Annotated in this window: 16 protein-coding genes and 1 tRNA gene; 9 read left to right on the plus strand and 8 right to left on the minus strand. The window is 64.2% G+C overall.

The window, feature by feature from the left end; translation table 11 throughout:
* Window positions 1–2: 2 nt before the first annotated feature.
* Window positions 3–338 (minus strand): Lin0512 family protein, encoded by a 336-nt coding sequence (locus tag HLA95_RS22545; protein ID WP_191057648.1) that lies wholly within the window; start codon window positions 336–338, stop codon window positions 3–5.
* A 155-nt stretch (window positions 339–493) separates the two neighbouring features.
* On the opposite strand from HLA95_RS22545, the gene HLA95_RS22550 reads away from it, so the two are divergent.
* Complete coding sequence (locus HLA95_RS22550; RefSeq protein ID WP_159716184.1) at window positions 494–670, plus strand: DUF1328 domain-containing protein; 177 nt, start codon at window positions 494–496, stop codon at window positions 668–670.
* Between the two features lie 42 nt (window positions 671–712).
* Here the strand turns inward: HLA95_RS22550 and HLA95_RS22555 are convergent, their stop codons facing one another.
* On the minus strand, window positions 713–1,921 hold the full coding sequence (locus tag HLA95_RS22555; RefSeq protein ID WP_222184604.1) for a YbfB/YjiJ family MFS transporter: 1,209 nt from the start codon (window positions 1,919–1,921) through the stop codon (window positions 713–715).
* Window positions 1,922–1,960: 39 nt separating this feature from the next.
* Between HLA95_RS22555 and HLA95_RS22560 the strand changes: the two genes are divergently transcribed.
* Window positions 1,961–3,847 (plus strand): ABCB family ABC transporter ATP-binding protein/permease, encoded by a 1,887-nt coding sequence (locus HLA95_RS22560; protein ID WP_191061110.1) that lies wholly within the window; start codon window positions 1,961–1,963, stop codon window positions 3,845–3,847.
* A 247-nt stretch (window positions 3,848–4,094) separates the two neighbouring features.
* Entirely contained in the window at window positions 4,095–5,108 is a 1,014-nt protein-coding gene (locus tag HLA95_RS22565; protein ID WP_222184605.1) for a DMT family transporter, read from the plus strand.
* Here HLA95_RS22565 and epmA read toward each other — a convergent pair.
* Window positions 5,094–6,176, minus strand: coding sequence for an EF-P lysine aminoacylase EpmA (gene epmA / locus HLA95_RS22570; RefSeq protein WP_222184607.1), 1,083 nt, complete (start codon window positions 6,174–6,176; stop codon window positions 5,094–5,096). The two genes, HLA95_RS22565 and epmA, sit on opposite strands and share 15 nt — an antisense overlap.
* Window positions 6,177–6,309: 133 nt before the next feature.
* Here epmA and efp point away from each other — a divergent pair, with 133 nt between their 5' ends.
* Window positions 6,310–6,879, plus strand: coding sequence for an elongation factor P (gene efp / locus HLA95_RS22575; protein ID WP_159716180.1), 570 nt, complete (start codon window positions 6,310–6,312; stop codon window positions 6,877–6,879).
* Window positions 6,880–6,902: 23 nt separating this feature from the next.
* On the opposite strand, the gene HLA95_RS22580 is transcribed toward efp, so the two are convergent.
* From HLA95_RS22580 to HLA95_RS22600, 5 genes are all read right to left on the minus strand, one after another.
* Window positions 6,903–7,715, minus strand: coding sequence for a DUF1194 domain-containing protein (locus HLA95_RS22580; RefSeq protein WP_191061184.1), 813 nt, complete (start codon window positions 7,713–7,715; stop codon window positions 6,903–6,905).
* Window positions 7,716–7,822: 107 nt separating this feature from the next.
* Entirely contained in the window at window positions 7,823–8,491 is a 669-nt protein-coding gene (locus tag HLA95_RS22585) for an MBL fold metallo-hydrolase (RefSeq protein ID WP_191061183.1), read from the minus strand.
* 109 nt (window positions 8,492–8,600) lie between these two features.
* Window positions 8,601–9,497 (minus strand): bifunctional 5,10-methylenetetrahydrofolate dehydrogenase/5,10-methenyltetrahydrofolate cyclohydrolase, encoded by an 897-nt coding sequence (locus HLA95_RS22590; protein WP_191061182.1) that lies wholly within the window; start codon window positions 9,495–9,497, stop codon window positions 8,601–8,603.
* Window positions 9,498–9,561: 64 nt separating this feature from the next.
* Entirely contained in the window at window positions 9,562–9,879 is a 318-nt protein-coding gene (locus HLA95_RS22595) for an ACR/YggU family protein (RefSeq protein WP_222184609.1), read from the minus strand.
* A gap of 3 nt (window positions 9,880–9,882) precedes the next feature.
* On the minus strand, window positions 9,883–10,206 hold the full coding sequence (locus tag HLA95_RS22600) for a YggT family protein (protein WP_191057887.1): 324 nt from the start codon (window positions 10,204–10,206) through the stop codon (window positions 9,883–9,885).
* A gap of 168 nt (window positions 10,207–10,374) precedes the next feature.
* On the opposite strand from HLA95_RS22600, the gene HLA95_RS22605 reads away from it, so the two are divergent.
* The 5 genes from HLA95_RS22605 to HLA95_RS22625 all read left to right on the plus strand — a co-directional run bounded on the left by HLA95_RS22605 (window position 10,375) and on the right by HLA95_RS22625 (window position 17,385).
* Window positions 10,375–10,450 (plus strand) — tRNA-Ala (locus HLA95_RS22605).
* Window positions 10,451–10,670: 220 nt separating this feature from the next.
* Window positions 10,671–11,045 (plus strand): hypothetical protein, encoded by a 375-nt coding sequence (locus HLA95_RS22610; RefSeq protein ID WP_191057886.1) that lies wholly within the window; start codon window positions 10,671–10,673, stop codon window positions 11,043–11,045.
* 313 nt (window positions 11,046–11,358) lie between these two features.
* Window positions 11,359–14,121 carry a class I SAM-dependent DNA methyltransferase gene (locus tag HLA95_RS22615; protein WP_191057885.1) on the plus strand — a complete coding sequence of 921 codons (2,763 nt, stop codon included), beginning with the start codon at window positions 11,359–11,361 and terminating at the stop codon, window positions 14,119–14,121.
* Window positions 14,118–16,181 carry a DEAD/DEAH box helicase family protein gene (locus HLA95_RS22620; RefSeq protein WP_191057884.1) on the plus strand — a complete coding sequence of 688 codons (2,064 nt, stop codon included), beginning with the start codon at window positions 14,118–14,120 and terminating at the stop codon, window positions 16,179–16,181. The genes HLA95_RS22615 and HLA95_RS22620 overlap by 4 nt, the downstream gene beginning before the upstream one ends.
* Window positions 16,174–17,385 (plus strand): GIY-YIG nuclease family protein, encoded by a 1,212-nt coding sequence (locus HLA95_RS22625; protein ID WP_191057883.1) that lies wholly within the window; start codon window positions 16,174–16,176, stop codon window positions 17,383–17,385. Before HLA95_RS22620 ends, HLA95_RS22625 begins: the two co-directional genes overlap by 8 nt.
* Window positions 17,386–17,700: the final 315 nt, after the last annotated feature.

Raw genomic sequence — 17,700 nt, forward strand, 5'->3', positions numbered from 1 at the left:
GGTCAGATGCCGACCTCGACCGCCGCCACCACCATGCAGATCTGCCCGAATTCCGGTGTGCCGGACGGGGTCAGCATGCCGCCGTCGACCACTTCCAGCGTCACCTCGCCATGGGGGAGCGCCGCCTTCACCTTGTCCAGGTCGACCTCGCCGGCACCGGCCGGCACGCCCAGGCGCACATGCACCTTCATCGTGTGGCCTTCATTGGTCAGGGCCCGCATGGCCGGCAGATAATTGTGACCGATCGCGTCCTTGATCGCCTTCACCGACGCCTTGGTCGGGTCCTGGCCCTGCAGGTCCGCGCCCATGCCGAGCTCGATGAACATCAGACGGTCCATGCATCTCCCCCCTGGTTGCCTTGGGCAATCTTGGCACGCAGGCAGCACGGCGGCTACCGGGAACCACACGCCAGGCCAGCACTTGTTACCTTACGAACCAAGCAGGCCCCAATCGGCCTCAACTTGGCTGGAAAACAAGCTGTGAGGTGCGAGCCATGCTCTACTGGGCGCTGATCTTTCTCGTCATCGCGCTGATCGCGGGCCTGTTCGGCTTCGGCGGTATCGCCTCAGCATCGGCAGGCATTGCGCAGATCCTGTTCTTCATTTTCCTCGTTCTGCTGGTCGTCAGCCTGATCATGTACTTCGTGCGTGGTCGCGGCACGCGCGTATAGCTCGGGCGTAGCCAGTTTCGCCTCCACGGGTCCGCATCCGCGTCAGGATGCGGGCCCGTCTGCATTGGCCCCTCGGGCCACCAGGCGCCGGTGACACTCGACCAGGACCGTCCCCAGCGCCAGCATGGCGCCGCCGGTCAGGAACAGCACGCTCATCTCGCCGCTCAGCGACAGCAGCTCGGCCATCAGCACAGCACCCAGTGCCTGGAGCAGGGCGAACATCATGGTCAGCCGCGCCCAGGCACGCTGGCGCAGCCGCGGCTCCAGCAGCTCGGTGATCCGGCCTGACGCCAGCGAAGCGGTGGCCGGCGTGAGCGCGCCGACCAGAACGGAAGAGACGATCAAGGCCGGCAGGGTGGGCGTCAGGACCGGCAGCAGCACCGCCGCTGCCTTCACCGCCAGGGCCAGGGTGAAGCTGCGGCCGAAGCCCAGGCGTGCTGCGACCAGCCCCATGGTCGCGGGCCCGAGCGCTGCGCCTATCCCGAACAGGCTCCATTGCAGCCCGCCAGCGGCGATCCCCTCACCCAGCTCGCGCGCCACGAAATCGACCCAGTAGACCGTGTGCGGCACGAACCCGACCGCGTCGCAGCCATAGGCCATCGCCAGGAGCGGCAGCCATGGCCGGGCGGCGACCGGCTCCCCCTGCCCCGCCGGTCCGGCCGGACCCGCCAGCGAGCCAGGCCAGACCTGCCAGGTGGCCACGGTCAGGAAGGCGGCAAGGCCGGCCAGCGTCAGCCAGGCGACGGCCGAGCCGAGCTCGGCCAAAAGCGGCACGACGACGCCCGAGAAGGTGATCCCGACGCCGATGCCGGTGAAGACCAGGCCGCCGGCACGGGCACGCTGTTCCGGCGGGAGCGCTGCCAGCACGGCGGGTGCTGCCAGCACCATCAGGTTGCCGCCGGTCACGCCCGAGACGAAGCGGGCCAGCGCCAGCCAGGCGAACGAGACCGGCAGGGCGCAGGCGGCGAGCGACAGCGTCGTTCCGATCATGGCGACCCGCAGGGCAGGTTGCAGGGTGAGCCGCCTGGCCACGGTGCCGCCACTGGCCGCGCCGACCAGATAGCCGATCACGTTGGCGCCGGCGAGGTAGCCGGCCTCCACCGGGTTCAGCCAGCCCTCCCCGACCATGCCGGGCACCAGTGCCGCGTAGGCGAACCGGCCGAGGCCGATGCCGGCGAGCAGGGCGGCGAACCCGGCGAGGACCAGCACCAGGAGCGGCGTCGCCAGCCGCAAGGAGCGAAAGGACGTCATCCGGAAATCGAATCCCAAGGGCGGGCGGAGGCCGGCACCTTGCCGACCGGGGAGCGGGGTACCACGATCCTGGCCAGAGCGCGCCTCCTGGAGAATGGCTTGATCCGCGACATGCCGGCGCCGGCCGGCCAGCTTCCTTCCTTCCGTGCGCTGCTCAAGGTCTTCTGGCCCCGCGACCTGCCGGGACTCCGCCTCCGCTTCGGCGGCACCATCGCCCTGCTCGCCAGCGCTGCGGCGATCAACGCCCTGGTGCCGCTCCTGTTCGCCGCCCTGGTCGACCGGCTGACCGGAGCCGAGGCGGTCGCCGTGGCACCTGCTGCCATCCTCGCAGGCTATGTCCTCCTGCAATGGTGCTCGCGCCTGGGCAACGAGCTGCGCTGGATGCTCTACGGCCCGCTCGAGCAGCGGCTGCGCCGCCAGGTCGGCCTGAAGGCCCTGGAGCATCTGCACGGCCTGTCCCTGCGCTTCCACCTGGACCGGCGCACCGGCCAGATCGCGAACATCCTCGGCAATGGCCTCGATGGCCTGCGCGAGGTGCTGTTCAACGTCGTGTTCCTGATCCTGCCGCTCCTGATCGAGATCCTGTTCGTCGCGGCGGTGATGCTGGTGCGGGTCGCCCCGTTCTTCGCGCTGGTCCTGTTCTGCACCCTGGCGGTCTACCTGGTCGTGCTGGTGGTGGGCTCGGAATGGCTGCGCGGGCACCAGAAGCAGGCCGCCAGCCGCCGTGCCGCCGCGCATGGCGAGGCGATCGACAGCCTGCTCAACTACGAGACGGTGAAGTATTTCGGCAGCGAGGCGGAGATCGCGCGCCGCTACGACGAGAGCCTCGCCGAGGTCGAGACGCTCACCGTCCGGGCCCTGACCTTCCGCAGCCTGACCGGCATCGCGCTGGTCTCGATCCTGGCGGTCGGCATGACGGCGATCCTGTTCACCGCACTCGGCCGGGTGCAGGCGGGCAGCATGACCGTGGGCGACCTGGTCCTGGTCAACACCTATCTCCTCCAGCTCATCCGCCCGATGGAGCGGCTGGGCCAGCTTTATCGCCAGATCAAGCAGTCGCTGGTCGACCTGGAACTGCTCCTGGAGCTGATGGCCGAGACCCCGGACATCACCGACCGGCCGGACGCCCGCCCGCTGCGCCCGGGCCAGGGCGAGATCCGCTTCGAGGGGGTGAGCTTCCGCTATGGCGAGGAGCGCCCGATCCTGACCGATCTCCACTTCACGGTCCCGGCCGGGCGCAAGGTGGCGCTGGTCGGCCCCACCGGCTCGGGCAAGTCGACCGTCACCCGGCTCCTGTTCCGCTTCTACGACCCGAGCGCCGGCCGGATCCTGGTGGACGGCCAGGACATCCGCACGGTCACCCTGGCCAGCCTGCGCCAGGCGATCGCGGTCGTGCCGCAGGACACGGTGCTGTTCAACCAGACCCTGGCCTACAATATCGGCTTCGGCCGCCCGGACGCCACGCCGACCGAGATCGAGGCGGCCGCCGAGGCGGCCGAGCTGGACGCGTTCATCCGCATCCTGCCGGACGGCTACGCCACCCTGGTCGGCGAGCGCGGCCTGAAGCTGTCCGGCGGCGAGAAGCAGCGGGTCGCGATCGCCCGTGCGATCCTCAAGCGCCCGCGCATCGTGATCCTGGACGAAGCGACCTCGGCCCTGGACGCCGCCACCGAGGAAGCCGTCCAGACCAACCTCGCCCGGCTGGTCCAGGGCGTCACCTCGCTGGTGGTGGCCCACCGCCTGTCCACCGTGGTGGATGCCGACGAGATCCTGGTGCTGGACGAGGGCCGGATCGTCGAGCGGGGCACGCATGGGGAGCTGCTGGCCAGGGGCGGGATGTATGCGGAGCTTTGGGCGCGGCAGTCAGCGGGCGAGGACAGTGTGCCTGCGCCGAGATCCCCTGCTCCGTCCTCGCCGGCCGAGTGAGCGTTCGGGGCACGTCCCGTGCCCGCACGGCAGTTGCTCACCGGACGATGTCATCGCGACAGCTCGATAGGCCACGCTCGATGCAGGCTTCCTGCCAAGTCACATCAACATCAGAATATCGGCAATATCTTCTCAAGATCATGTTAGTAGAAGCGGCTTTGCCGTCCCACGTCCTACGCATATACTTGCCCCTATCTACATTAGCTCTCATGACAAACAATAAGTGAGCACTATCAGGGGAGGTATGATGGTGGAATCCGCTGGCCAGCACTTTACTTGCGATTCTCCTGCGAAGGCACAACTTGGCTCCATCACGGCATCGACGAGGATGTCCTGGATCAATAGAGGCCGCATGCTGAAATCCGCCTATGTCTCGGGCCTGATCCTGTCGGCATCCGGGATGCTGCTGATGGGCCCCGACTCCATGCTGCTGCGTCTGGTGAGCACGACCAACACGGCGGAGATCATCCTCTTCAGGACCTTGTTCATCGGGATCAGCCTGGCACTTGCAGCCCGGCTTCTCTTCGGGCGAAGCCTGCTGCACTCCATCAAGCGGCTGGACCGGCTGGGCTGGCTCGCCGTCATCGGCCTCACGGGCAACCAGTTGGGCTTCGTGATCGCCATCGGCCTGACTTCGGTCGCCAACACTCTCGTCCTGCTTGCCACCATCCTGATCTTTGCCGCCATCTTCGGGCGGATCTTCCTGGGCGAGCGGGTGCCGCCCCGCATGGTGGTCGCCATCTCGCTCGCCCTTGGCGGGATCGTCATCATCTTCGCCGGTTCGATCGGCCTTGGCACGATCACCGGAGACTTGGCCGCCATCGCCACTGCGGCCCTCTATGCGCTCTACATCGTCTTCCTGCGCCAGACCGATACCGAGATCATGCTGGTCACGTTATGCCTGTCGGCGCTGTTCGCGGCCCTGATCACCCTGCCCCTGGCGATACCGTTCGAGGTCACGGGCCAGGATTTCACGATCCTGCTCTTCCTGGGTGGCCTCCTCCTGCCGCTCGCCTTTGTCCTGTTCTTCAGCGGCGCCCGCTACCTTCCGGCCGCGGAAGTAGGGCTGCTCGCATTGCTGGAAACCGTGCTGGGGCCTCTGTGGGTGTGGGTCGGCATCGGTGAAACCCCACAACCAGCGGCACTTGCCGGTGGTGCGCTGGTCGTCTCGGCGATCGTGATCAATGCGCTCTGCCTGCTCTGGCCGGGCAATGGCCAGCCAGCGGCGCAGGCAGGGCAGAGATCATCACCTGCCGGATGAGCGGCCGCTCCCGTCGGGCGGGGACCCATGCGGCACCGGCACCCACAGCACATGCTCGATGCTGGGCGCGCCGGTCGCCAGCATCACGAGGCGGTCGAAGCCCAGCGCGATCCCGGCGCTGTCCGGCATGAGCGCCAGTGCTGCCAGGAACTCCTCGTCCAGCGGATAATGGTAGCCGTAGATCGCCTGCATCGCCGCCATGTCCGCCTCGAAGCGGCGCCGCTGCTCGGCAGGATCGGTCAGCTCGCCGAAGCCGTTGGCGAGCTCGACCCCGCAGGCATAGAGCTCGAAGCGCTCCGCCACCCGGGGATCGGCCGGGCTGCGGCGGGCGAGTGCTGCTTCCGGGATCGGGTAGTCGCACAGCATGGTCGGCCGGCCCATGCCCAGGCGGGGCTCGATCCGCTCGACCAGCACCCGGGAGAACACGTCGCTCCAGCCATCGTCCGCCGCCACCCGGATGCCGGCGGCCCCCGCTGCGGCGGCAAGGGCGTCCCGGTCGGTGGCGCCGTCCGGAGCCACGGTCGCCAGCAAGTCGATCCCTTCCGCGTCGAACGCCTCGGCCAAGGTCAGCCGCTCCGGCTCCGCGAACGGGTCGGCCAGCCGGCCGCGCCAGCTCAGGCGCCGCGCGCCGGCCGCCTCGGCGGCGAGCGCCAGGATCGCCGCGCAGTCGTCCATCAGCCCGGCACAGCTCCCGCCCACCCGGTACCACTCGATCATGGTGAACTCGGGATGGTGCAGCACGCCGCGCTCGCGGTTGCGGAACACATGGGCAAAGGAAACGATGTCGCCGGCCCCTGCTGCCAGCAGCTTCTTCATGGCGAATTCTGGGGAGGTGTGCAGGTGCAGCCGGCTCGTCACGCTGCCGTCGGTCGCCAGCGCCTCGGTCGAAAAGGCGTGCAGATGGGTCTCGTTGCCGGGCGAGACCTGCAGGCAGGCCGGGTCCACCTCGGTGAAGCCCTGCCCCGTGAACCAGCTGCGCAGGGCGTCGCGGATGCGGTTGCGGCCGAGCAGGAACGGCCGGCGATCGGCATGGACATCCGGGTGCCACCAGGGCGCTGGGGAGGACATGGAGGAAGGCCGCCTTTGGCTGAAGCGCAATGCGAAGCTGGACCGCAAGCCTGCTTACGGCTAAGCGCGACCCAACTTACCGCCCGGCATGGCTGTCGGGGCGGCGCGGACACGTAGCTGATTAGGACAGGTCATGGTCAAGGTCCTGGCGAGCAGCCTGCGCAAGGGCACGGTCGTCGACATCGACGGCAAGCTCTACACGGTGCTCACTGCCCAGAACATCCATCCGGGCAAGGGTACGCCGGTCACCCAGCTCGATCTCCGGCGCATCTCGGACGGGGTGAAGATCTCCGAGCGCTACCGGACCACCGAGCAGGTGGAGCGCGCCTATGTCGAGGACCGGCCCTACACCTATCTCTACGAGGATGGTGACGGGTTCCACTTCATGAACCCGGAGAATTACGAGCAGGTCCAGGTGTCCAAGGACATCATCGGCGACAGCGCGCCGTACCTGCAGGAGAACATGACGGTCAACCTCAGCATCCACGAGGGCATCCCGATCGCGTTCGAGCTGCCGAGCCGGGTGACGCTGGAGGTGGTCGAGACCGAGCCCACGGTGAAGGGCCAGACCGCGTCCTCCTCCTACAAGCCGGCCGTCCTGTCCAATGGCGTGAAGACCTCGGTCCCGCCGCACATCAGCGCCGGCACGCGCGTGGTGATCTCCACCGACGACGGCTCCTATCTCGAGCGCGCCAAGGACTGAGCCTTCAGCTCACGGATCGCGGCTCACGGGTCGCGGTACCAGGAGCCGCGCATCTTCTCGCCGATGCCGCAGTCGACCCGCGGCTCGCGCATGGCGACCAGGATCGGCGCTGGCGGCAACCCCGCGATCTCCAGCGCCATCTTCTTGCGGATCGCATCGGCGAAATCCGCGATGTTCAGCACCGGCACGACGAAGGCGCCGGTGCCCGCGATCACGCAGTCCTCGTAGTAGGTGTCCAGGTCGAAGCCGGTCACGGTCGGGAGCTGCGAGCTCTTGATCATGATCGGCAGGCCGTTCACCACGATCCCGCGGTCGGCGATTTCGTCCCGCACCGGCGGGACCGGTGCGCCGGAATTGTTCGGGCCGTCCCCGGAGATGTCGATGATCTGCCGGTCGCCGGCAAAGCCGTTGCCGTCGAACTGGGCGGCGGCGAACTGCAGTGCTGCCGAGATCGAGGTGTAGCGGGTGCGGCCGAGCGGCGCGTCGGCCAGGCGGTCGGCAAAGCGCACTGCGGCGTCCGGGCCGTCGATCAACTGCCAGGGCACCACCATGGCCTGGGAGCGCGGCCCGGCCCATTCCACATAGGCCAGGGCGATCCGCTGCAGCGGCCCGGACAGGATGGCATTCATCACCTGGTCGTGGGTGATCGCCTCCAGATAGCCGGCGCGCTGGAGGCGCTGCTCGTCCAGGTCCATCGAGCCCGAGACGTCGACCGCCAGCACCAGTTCCAGGTCCACCGGCAGGTCTGCGCCGGCCGCCGGCAGGGCCGGAGCCGCCAGCAGGCCGAGCAGCAGCCCATAGGCTGGCCATCGAACGGTCGGGGATCCCTGCGGCATGCCGGCACCTCGCTCGCCTGATTCTGTCAGACTGAGGCCGAAGCCGCCTTTTGGTCAACTCTGGATTGGGCCCACCGATGCCGCAGGGCGAAGCCGCAGGCGCGGGCTCAGCCCTGCAGGAACGGGTTGCCCAGGCGCTCCGCCCCGATCGTGGAGCCGGGCCCGTGGCCGCAGATGAAGGCGATGTCGTCGCCGAGCGGCAGGATCTTGGTCCGGATCGACCGGATCAGGGCCTCGGTGTCGCCGTAAGGGAAGTCGGTGCGCCCGACCGAGCCGCGGAACAGGACGTCGCCCAGGATCGCGAAGCCCAGCTCCGGTGCGGCGAAGGCCAGGTGCCCGGGCGTGTGGCCCGGGCAATGGAGGACGTCGAAGGGATGGCCGGCGATCGTGACCCGCTCGCCCTCGGCCAGCCAGCGGTCAGGCACCAGGTTGCGGACACCCTCGATGCCGAACTGCAGTGCCTGCTGCTCCAGCCCCTCCAGCAGGAAGGCGTCGCGCCGGTCCGGCCCCACCACCGGTATGGCGGGGGCGCCCTCGGCGCGGCTGGCGTTCAGCTGCTCCTGGAGCAGGGCAGCACCGGCGGCATGATCGATATGGCCATGGGTCAGCAGGATCTGCTCGACCTTCACGCCATGGCGCGACAGGGCGGCCAGGATCATCGGCACGTCGCCGCCGGGATCGACCACGGTCCCCACCCCGCTGGCATCGTCGAACAGGATGGTGCAGTTCTGCCGGAACGGGGTGACCGGCACGACCGCGGCCTTCAGCGCGCACATGTTGAAGCGATCTCCTGGGCAAAGCCTGGCGGCAAGGTGATGATTCGGCCGGCCGGCGGCAAGCCTGCAGGGCGCAGGATCACCCGGCGCAGGACCGGCACCCGGTACCCTACGCCCGGTGCCCCTGCCGGCGGTGCAGTGCGCGCGCGGCGATCAGCGTGTTGTCGAGCAGGCAGGCCACGGTCATCGGCCCGATGCCGCCCGGCACCGGGGTGATGGCGCCGGCCCGGCCCTGCGCCTCGGCAAAGGCGACATCGCCCACCAGCTTCGACTTGCCGCCCTCGCCGGCCACCCGGTTGATCCCGACATCGAGCACGGTGGCGCCCCGGCCGATCCAGTCGCCCCGTACCAGTTCCGGCCGGCCCACCGCCGCCACCAGAATCTCGGCCGCGCGGCACAGGCCGGGCAGGTCCTGGCTGCGCGAGTGGGCGATCGTGACGGTACAGTTCGCGGCCAGCAGCAGGGCCGCCAGCGGCTTGCCGACGATGTTGGAGCGGCCGACCACCACCGCACGGCGGCCGGCGAGATCGCCCAGCGTCTCCTCCAGGAGGATCATGCAGCCCTTGGGCGTACACGGCAGCAGGAGGTCCGGCGGGATCTTGCCGCTCGCGGAGAACAGCCGGCCGACATTGAGCGGGTGGAAGCCGTCCACGTCCTTGGCGGGATCGATTGCACCCAGCACCCGGGCGGCATCGATCCGGTCGGGCAGCGGGAGCTGGACCAGGATGCCGTGCACGGCCCCGTCCTCGTTCAGGGCGGTGACCGTCGCCAGGAGCTCCTCGGTGCTGGTCGTGTCGGGCAGCTCGACCAGCCGCCCGGCCATGCCGGCGGCCTCGGCCATCCTGGTCTTGGTGCCGACATAGGCGAGGCTGGCCGGATGCCGGCCGACCAGGACCACGGCCAAGCCGGGCACCGGCCCGCCGGCCGCCACCAGGTCACGGACCTCCCGGGCGACCTTGTCGCGCAGCCGCCCGGCGGCTTCCTTGCCGTCGATGATCCTGGTCATGCCTTCGAGCCTCCCCTTGCTTGCGGCTGCGTGCCGGCCAGCCCCGGCGTGCGTCACCGGCCGTTCATTCCGTTTCCGGCACCAGCTTCTCCAGGGCGGCCACCAGCCGTTCCGGGTCACCGGAGATCCGCAGGCGCTTGCGCCGGCTGCTCTGGCCGGCCTGCAGTTCGATCGCCGACGGGGCGATGTCCAGGGCCCGGGCCAGTTCGGCGATCACCGCCCGGTTGGCCTTGCCGTCCGCCGCCACCGCGGTGACCCGGACCACCAGCCAGGCCGAGCCGTCCGCCTCCACCACGACCCCGTCGATGCCGTTGCGCCCGGCGCGCGGCTTGGCCCGCACCGCCAGCTCGACCGCGGCACCGGCCGGACGCCAGGCCGGCACGGCTCAGCCGCCCGGGACGATCTGCATCTCGTTGCGATAGGCCATCGGCAGGAGCAGGTCGTAGACGATCAGGTTGCGGGCGAAATGGATCAGCAGGATCAGGATCACCGGGCTGATGTCGATGCCGCCCAGATTGGGCATGACCCGCCGGATCGGCGCCAGCGCCGGCTCGGTGATCCGGTAGAGGAACGTGCCGATCGTGTGCACCAGCGGCTGGCGCGGATTGACGACGTTGAACTGCACGAGCCAGGTGAGGATCACCGCGGCGAACAGCAAGGTGAGATAGATGCTGACCGCGGTATCGATCAGGTTCGCGAGTGCGTACATCGTCCTGCCAGGCCCAAGGGTCCACGCTGCACCCATCAGCCGGGTGCGCGCGGATCATATCGGAACGCCCCGCCCTTACCAGACCCCGCGCTCACCGCGCCGGCGCCGATCCCGCGCCATGACTGCTTGACAGCCCGCCGCCCATGCCCGATACCCCGCGCCCGGTGAGGGGCCGTAGCTCAGCTGGGAGAGCGCTAGAATCGCACTCTAGAGGTCGTCGGTTCGATCCCGATCGGCTCCACCACCGAAGCCTGCAAATTCAAAGATTTAGCTTCCTGTCGATAGTTCTCTGATGAGACCGTTGATGGCTGTGGAAGCCCCGTGGAAGCCCCAGGCGGGAGATGCGGGTGCCTGACGTCTGCTCTCAGCCATTCCGTTGCATCCATTAGGCGGTATCCCGTACCCCTTTACCTGCCGAGGCTCGACGGCCTTACGTCCTGCCATCAGTCCGGCCGGAGGGGTATGTGGCTGAGCTCGTTCACCAGATCGTCGAGGCGTCGAAGGTCGGGCCGCTGTTCATCGGCGGCCCTGCCGATCGATGGGCGGGATGCGCCTACGACGATGGCGAAGGCGGTGTCGTCTGGATCGACATCGGCCTGTGGCTTCAGGATATGGTGTCGAGCCACCCCATGCACCTCATGGGGGTGCCGATCATCGGCTGGGGTGATCATTGGCTCTGCGAGAAGCGGTCCGGCGAATATGTGCCGGTGTACCTGGCGCCGCGCTGGCATCGGCAGGTCGATCAGGCATGGCGGGAGTGGCGGACCAAGCCGGAAGGCTGGCGTGAGACCATCGGTCTGAACTTCTGCCGCAGCGTCGCGCCTCGGGTGAGGGTTTAAGTCGGGAGCGCATGAACGCAGCTTCCAAACTCGGCCATGACCGGACATTTCCTGTTCCGGCCTGAGTCCCGCGCCTTCAAGGCCGAACCTGAAAGCCCTGAGACAGCGGTGCGACTAGTGAGATCACGTGATCGCAGCTAGGGATTGGTCATGGCGATCGCCCAAGGGCTGAGAAGAACTAGGCTCATCTCGACGGGCTGGCCATGAGCGACATCATCGAGCCGCTTGGAGTGGGGTAACATAATACAGCGTATGTACCGGACGAAATGCGGCTTTTCCGCAGATGTGCTGATATATCTTGGGTCAGGTCCACATGAACGCCGTTGAAATCGAAGAGGCCATATCCGCTCTTGCCGAGCGCCCGTTCGACCCCGATGAGTTCCCGTTCGCTTTCCTTCAGGCCTTTGGCAATAAAGAAACGACCCTCAAACGCCTGCGCAAGGGCGAGTCGAACAAATCTGACCTAGGCGGCGTCCTTCAGACCAATAACATTCATATCATGGTTGCCGCCGCCGGCGAGGTCACGAAGGCTTTTGCAGCGCTGAAGGCCAGCCCGGCAACAGCCAGGGCGAAAGCAAAATTTGTTCTGGCGACCGACGGCGATACGTTCGAGGCTGAGGATCTGGCATCGGGCGAGACGGTCGCGTGTGCCTATTCCGACTTCCCCGACCATTTCGGCTTCTTCCTGCCCCTTGCCGACATCACCACCGTCAAGCAGGTCCGTGAGAGCTCCTTCGACATCCGCGCGACGAGCCGGCTGAACCGGCTCTATGTCGAGCTTCTGAGGGACAATCCAGAATGGGGAACGGCCGAGCGCCGGCCGGACATGAATCACTTCATGGCGCGGCTGATCTTCTGCTTCTTCGCCGAACACACCGACATCTTCAGCAAGCCGCTCCTGTTCACCTCGATCGTCGGGCAGATGAGCGCGAAGGACTCGTCCAACACCCACGAGGTGATCGGCACGCTGTTCCGTGCGATGAACATGAAGCGCGCCGAGCGTACAGCGGCGAACATCCCTCGCTGGGCCGACCAGTTTCCCTATGTGAACGGCGGCCTCTTCTCTGGCAATATGGACGTTCCGCGCTTCGGCAAGATGGCGCGTGCCTACCTCATCCACATTGGTGGCCTCGACTGGAAAAAGATCAACCCGGACATTTTTGGGTCGATGATCCAGGCTGTCGCGGAAGACGAGGAGCGTAGCACGCTCGGAATGCACTACACGAGCGTCCCGAACATTCTAAAGGTGCTCAATCCTCTCTTCCTTGACGATCTACGCGCGCGGCTGGAGGAGGCCAACGACAATCCCCGCATGTTGCTGAATCTGCGCAAGCGCATGTCGCGGATCAGAGTCTTCGACCCGGCCTGCGGTTCCGGCAACTTTTTGGTCATCGCCTACAAGCAGATGCGAGAGATCGAGGCCGAGATTAACAAACGGCGTGGCGAGGGAGACAGGCGGAGCGAGATTCCCCTAACTAATTTTCGCGGAATTGAGCTGCGGGACTTCCCCGCAGAGATCGCGCGCTTGGCCCTTATCATTGCAGAGTACCAGTGCGACGTGCTCTATCGCGGTCAAAAGGAGGCTCTGCAGGATTTTCTGCCGCTCGATGCTGAAAACTGGATCACCTGCGGCAATGCTTTGCGGCTAGACTGGTTGAGCATCTGCCCGCCCGCTGGAACTGGTGTGAAGTATCACGCCGATGATCTATTTCATACACCACTAGATCAAGCGCAAATCGATTTTGAGAACGAGGGGGGCGAGACTTACCTCTGCGCCAATCCTCCATATCAGGGCAGTGTAAACCAGACGAAACTCCAGAAGGAGGATATGGCACATATTTTTCTCCCTCTTCTTAGAAGCTATAAAGATTTGGATTATGTTGCAGCGTTTATTCTTAAGGCAGCGCAATTTAACAGATTAACGGGCTCCTCAAGTGCATTTGTGACAACCAATTCTGTTACGCAAGGCGAACAAGTCGCAATGCTATGGCCGCTCATATTCAAGGAGAAAAATATCATCTATTTTGCGCACACGTCTTTCCTTTGGAGCAATCTCGCCAGCAATAAAGCGACAGTTAGTTGTGTCATTATTGGCTTGTCGGCAATTTTCACTAAAGAAAGGAGGCTATTTGATAATGGAAGTGTACGAAGCGTCCCTAATATCAGCCCTTATTTGGTTGCCACCGATACAGTGATTGTCAGGAAGAATGCTCGTGCTCTCTCAGATATTGGGCATATGCATTCAGGAAATAAGCCTACTGACGGCGGCAACCTGATGCTATCCACAGAGGAAAAATGCCGGCTCGTGGCCAGAGATCCGAATGCTGCACGTTTTATTAAGCGGTATGTCGGTTCGCGAGAGCTCATCAACGGCAGAGGTCGTTGGTGTATTTGGGTAGAGGATTCAGAACTCGAAGAGGCTAGAAAAATCAAAGAATTCGGCGTTCGTTTTGAGAAAGTTCGCCAGTTGCGAGCAGATAGCGAGGGGATGCAGGCCAATAACAATGCGGCTACACCTCATCGTTTCGTTTTTGCACCCCATAGCAGCCATGCGGCCATTGCTGTTCCAAATGTCTCTTCAGAACGACGGAGATATTTGCCTTGCGAGATAACTAGCTATCATACAGTTGTCTCCAATCTTGCATCCGTCATTTACAATGCTCCTCTCTGGAACATGGCGCTGATCGCATCACGCCTGCATCTCGTTTGGATCGCCACCGTCTGCGGCAAGCTGGAAAACCGCTATCGCTATTCCAACACTCTCGGTTGGAATACCTTTCCCGTCCCCATGCTCACCGAGAAGAACAAGACTGATCTAACTCGTTGTGCCGAGGGTATTCTACTAGCGCGCGAGGCGCATTTTCCGGCAACCATCGCCGATATGTACGATCCCGATAACATGCCCGCTGACTTGCGCGAGGCCCACGAGCACAACGACGAGGTGCTTGAGCGCATCTATATCGGCCGTCGGTTCCGCAACGACACCGAGCGATTGGAGAAGCTGTTCGAGCTTTACGCCAAAATGGCCGCCTCACCCGGCGCGGCGAAGAAACGCAAGACTGAGGCGCGTGCATGACCAACGAGAAGAAATCCATCCCCTCCGTCTCCGTCACCTACGCACGCAACGGCAGCTCGACCAAGGCCAATGCTCTCGGCATGAGGCCGATGCAGGAGCGCGCCTATGAAAAGCGAGGCGAGCAGTATCTTCTCATCAAGTCGCCGCCGGCTTCCGGCAAGAGCCGCGCGCTCATGTTCATCGCGCTCGACAAGCTCCGCAATCAGGGCCTCCGCCAGGCGATCATCGTGGTGCCAGAAAAATCCATCGGCGCGAGCTTCAACGACGAGCCACTGTCCCGGTTCGGCTTCTGGGCCGACTGGACGGTCATGCCGAAATGGAACCTCTGCAACGCCCCCGGCGCGGACAACGGCGGCAAGGTGGGCTCAGTCGGGGCTTTCCTGAAAAGCGACGACAAGGTGCTGGTCTGCACCCATGCCACCTTCCGCTTCGCGGTGGACAAGTTCGGGGTGGAAGCCTTCGACGACCGGCTGATTGCCGTTGACGAGTTCCACCACGTCTCCGCCAACCCCGACAACAAGCTCGGCCTGCATCTGGGCCAGTTCATCGCCCGCGACCGCGTGCATATCGTAGCGATGACAGGCTCCTATTTCCGGGGCGATGCCGAGGCGGTGCTGACTCCGCAGGACGAGTCGAAGTTCGATACCGTCACCTACACCTACTATGAGCAGCTCAACGGCTACGAGTATCTGAAGCAGCTCGACATTGGCTATTTTTTCTACAACGGCCCGTATGCCGACGACATCCTGAAGGTGCTCTCTCCGGCTGAGAAGACCATCATCCACATCCCGAACGTCAATTCCCGCGAAAGCATGGGGGACAAGATCAAGGAGGTGGAGCACATCCTCCACGAGTTGGGCGAATGGCAGGGCCCCGACATGGCAACCGGCTTTCAACTGATCAAGACTCGGGACGGACGCATCCTTCGTATTGCCGACCTCGTGGACGACGACCCCGCCAAGCGCGATCGCGTGTCCGCCGCACTGAAAGACCCGGCACAAAAGAACAATCGCGACCATGTGGACATCATCATCGCGCTCGGTATGGCAAAGGAAGGCTTTGACTGGATTTGGTGCGAACACGCGCTGACGATCGGTTATCGGTCGAGCCTCACCGAAATCGTGCAGATCATCGGGCGCGCTACGCGTGACGCGCCGGGCAAGACCCGTGCACGTTTCACTAATCTGATCGCCGAACCGGATGCCTCGGAGGAAGCCGTAACCGAAGCCGTGAACGACACACTGAAGGCTATCGCGGCGAGTCTGTTGATGGAGCAGGTGCTTGCGCCGCGCTTCGAGTTCAAGCCCAAGAACCTGGAGAGCGGGCCGACGCCCGGCTTCGATTACGGCGAAGGCGGCTATGATCCCAACAAGACCAATGTCGGCTTCAATGAGGAGACGGGACAGTTCCAGATCGAGATCAAGGGGCTCGTTGCGCCAAAGAGCCAGGAGGCGCAGCGCATCTGTCAGCAGGACTTGAACGAGGTCATCGCCGCCTTCGTACAGGACAAGACGACGATCGAGCGCGGGCTTTTCGACTCCGAGCTAGTGCCGGAGGAATTGACCCAGCTCCGCATGGGCAAGATCGTTAAAGACAAGTTTCCCGAGCTGGACGAGGAAGATCAGGAGGCCGTGCGCCAACACGCCATCGCTGCGCTGAACCTCACGCAGAAGGCCAAGGAAACTGTCTTGAGCGGGGCCGAGGGCGACAGCGACAGGAGCGCGAACACAGCCTTTGTCGAAGGCGTCCGCAAGTTCGCAATGGACGTACGCGAGTTGGACATCGACCTGATCGATCGCATCAATCCGTTCGGCGAAGCCTATGCCATCCTCGCCAAGACCATGAGCGAGGATAGCCTGAAGCAGGTCGCTGCCGCGATCGGAGCCAAGCGCGTCAATCTCACGATCGAGGAGGCGCGGGAGCTTGCCAAACGGGCCTTGAAGTTCAAGCAGGAGCGCGGCCGGCTACCCTCGATCACCTCGCCCGATGCCTGGGAGAAGCGCATGGCCGAGGGCGTGGCCTTCCTTCAACGCATGAAGGCGGAGGCGGCGCGTGGCTAAGGCATTCACCGACGAAGATGACGCGCTTCTTGAAGAGCTTGGCGTCGAGGTTGAGGCGAAGAAGGACTCGACCCAGACGCCGCGCGAGGAACGCGTCATTGCCGGTTTCGAGGAGATTCAGCGTTTCGTCGAACTGCACGGCCGCGCCCCACAGCACGGCGAAGACCGCGACATTTTCGAGCGCCTTTATGCGGTGCGCCTAGATCGTCTGCGTGCGCTGGCCGACTGCCGCAACGTACTGGAGCCGCTCGACCATCAAGCGCTTCTGACGGGCCGGGAACCTGTCCCGGCCATCGTCCCCGACGACCTCGACGACGATGAGATCTTGGCGCAGCTGGGAGTGGACGCCGCTGGGCCGGCCGATATCATGGAACTTCGGCATGTCCGGTCGGCAGCGGAGAAGCGTGCAGCCGAGGAGATCGCCAACCGCAAGAAATGTGAGGATTTCGACAGCTTCAAGTCGCTGTTCGAGCAGGTGCAGAACGACCTCAAGAGCGGCCTGCGCACAACCCGACGGTTCGTTAAGGAAGCAGGTTTTCTCAAAGCAGAAATCAAAGCGGGGCAGTTCTTCATACTCGGTGGGCAAACCGTCTATGTTGCCGAAGTAGGCGAGATGTTACGAGCCCCAAATGGGGAAAATGATGCACGATTAAGAGTAATATACTCAAACGGAACAGAAAGTGATTTGCTTTTACGGTCGCTTCAGCGTGCCCTCTACAAAGATGAATCTGGCAGGCGAATAGTCGACCCTTCTGCAGGGCCGCTGTTCGCCGATCAGGGCGAGAAAGACGATGACACGAGTGGTTCCATTTATGTACTTCGAAGCAAATCAGATCATCCCATCGTAGCTACTCATCGTGAGTTACTGCACAAGATCGGTGTTACCGGCGGCGATATCAGGCGGCGCATCGGCAATGCCCGCTTTGATCCGACGTTCCTGATGGCAGATGTGGAAATCGTCGCGACCTATGACTTGTACAATATCAACAGAACTAGGCTGGAGAACTTAATTCACCGGATCTTCGGTCCTGCCCGCCTGGATATCAAAATCATGGATCGCTTTGGGCGACCGATCGTTCCGCGTGAATGGTTTCTCGTGCCGCTTTTTGTAATTGACGAAGCTATCGAAAAGATCAGAGACGGTACAATCACTAGCTATGTCTATGACACAAAAACTGCCTCGCTTGCACGTGCGGACGTATGATTAAAAAGCAACGAGCTTGTTTCCCTCTCATCCTGCGTCGTCAATGCTCTTACACGCAGAGGCTGACCAAGTAGGTGGAGGGACCAAGTTCGGTGCTCTTGGACTTGATGGATATCTACTTTGAAAAACGGAAGGTGGGGGGCATCTGCCCAACGGGGGTGCCCCGCCCCCTCTGATTGGGGGTACTGCGCGGTATTCATGACCCGCGTGGATTAATCCGCACATCTCGCACAGTTGCTATCAACGTGCTAGCATTGGATCATGAGACGCGGTCCACCCTGTGCAGTTTGCAACTCGCCAAGGCTGGCGGAAATC

The sequence above is a fragment of the Geminicoccus harenae genome, from assembly GCF_019800005.1.
Classification (GTDB): domain Bacteria; phylum Pseudomonadota; class Alphaproteobacteria; order Geminicoccales; family Geminicoccaceae; genus Geminicoccus; species Geminicoccus harenae.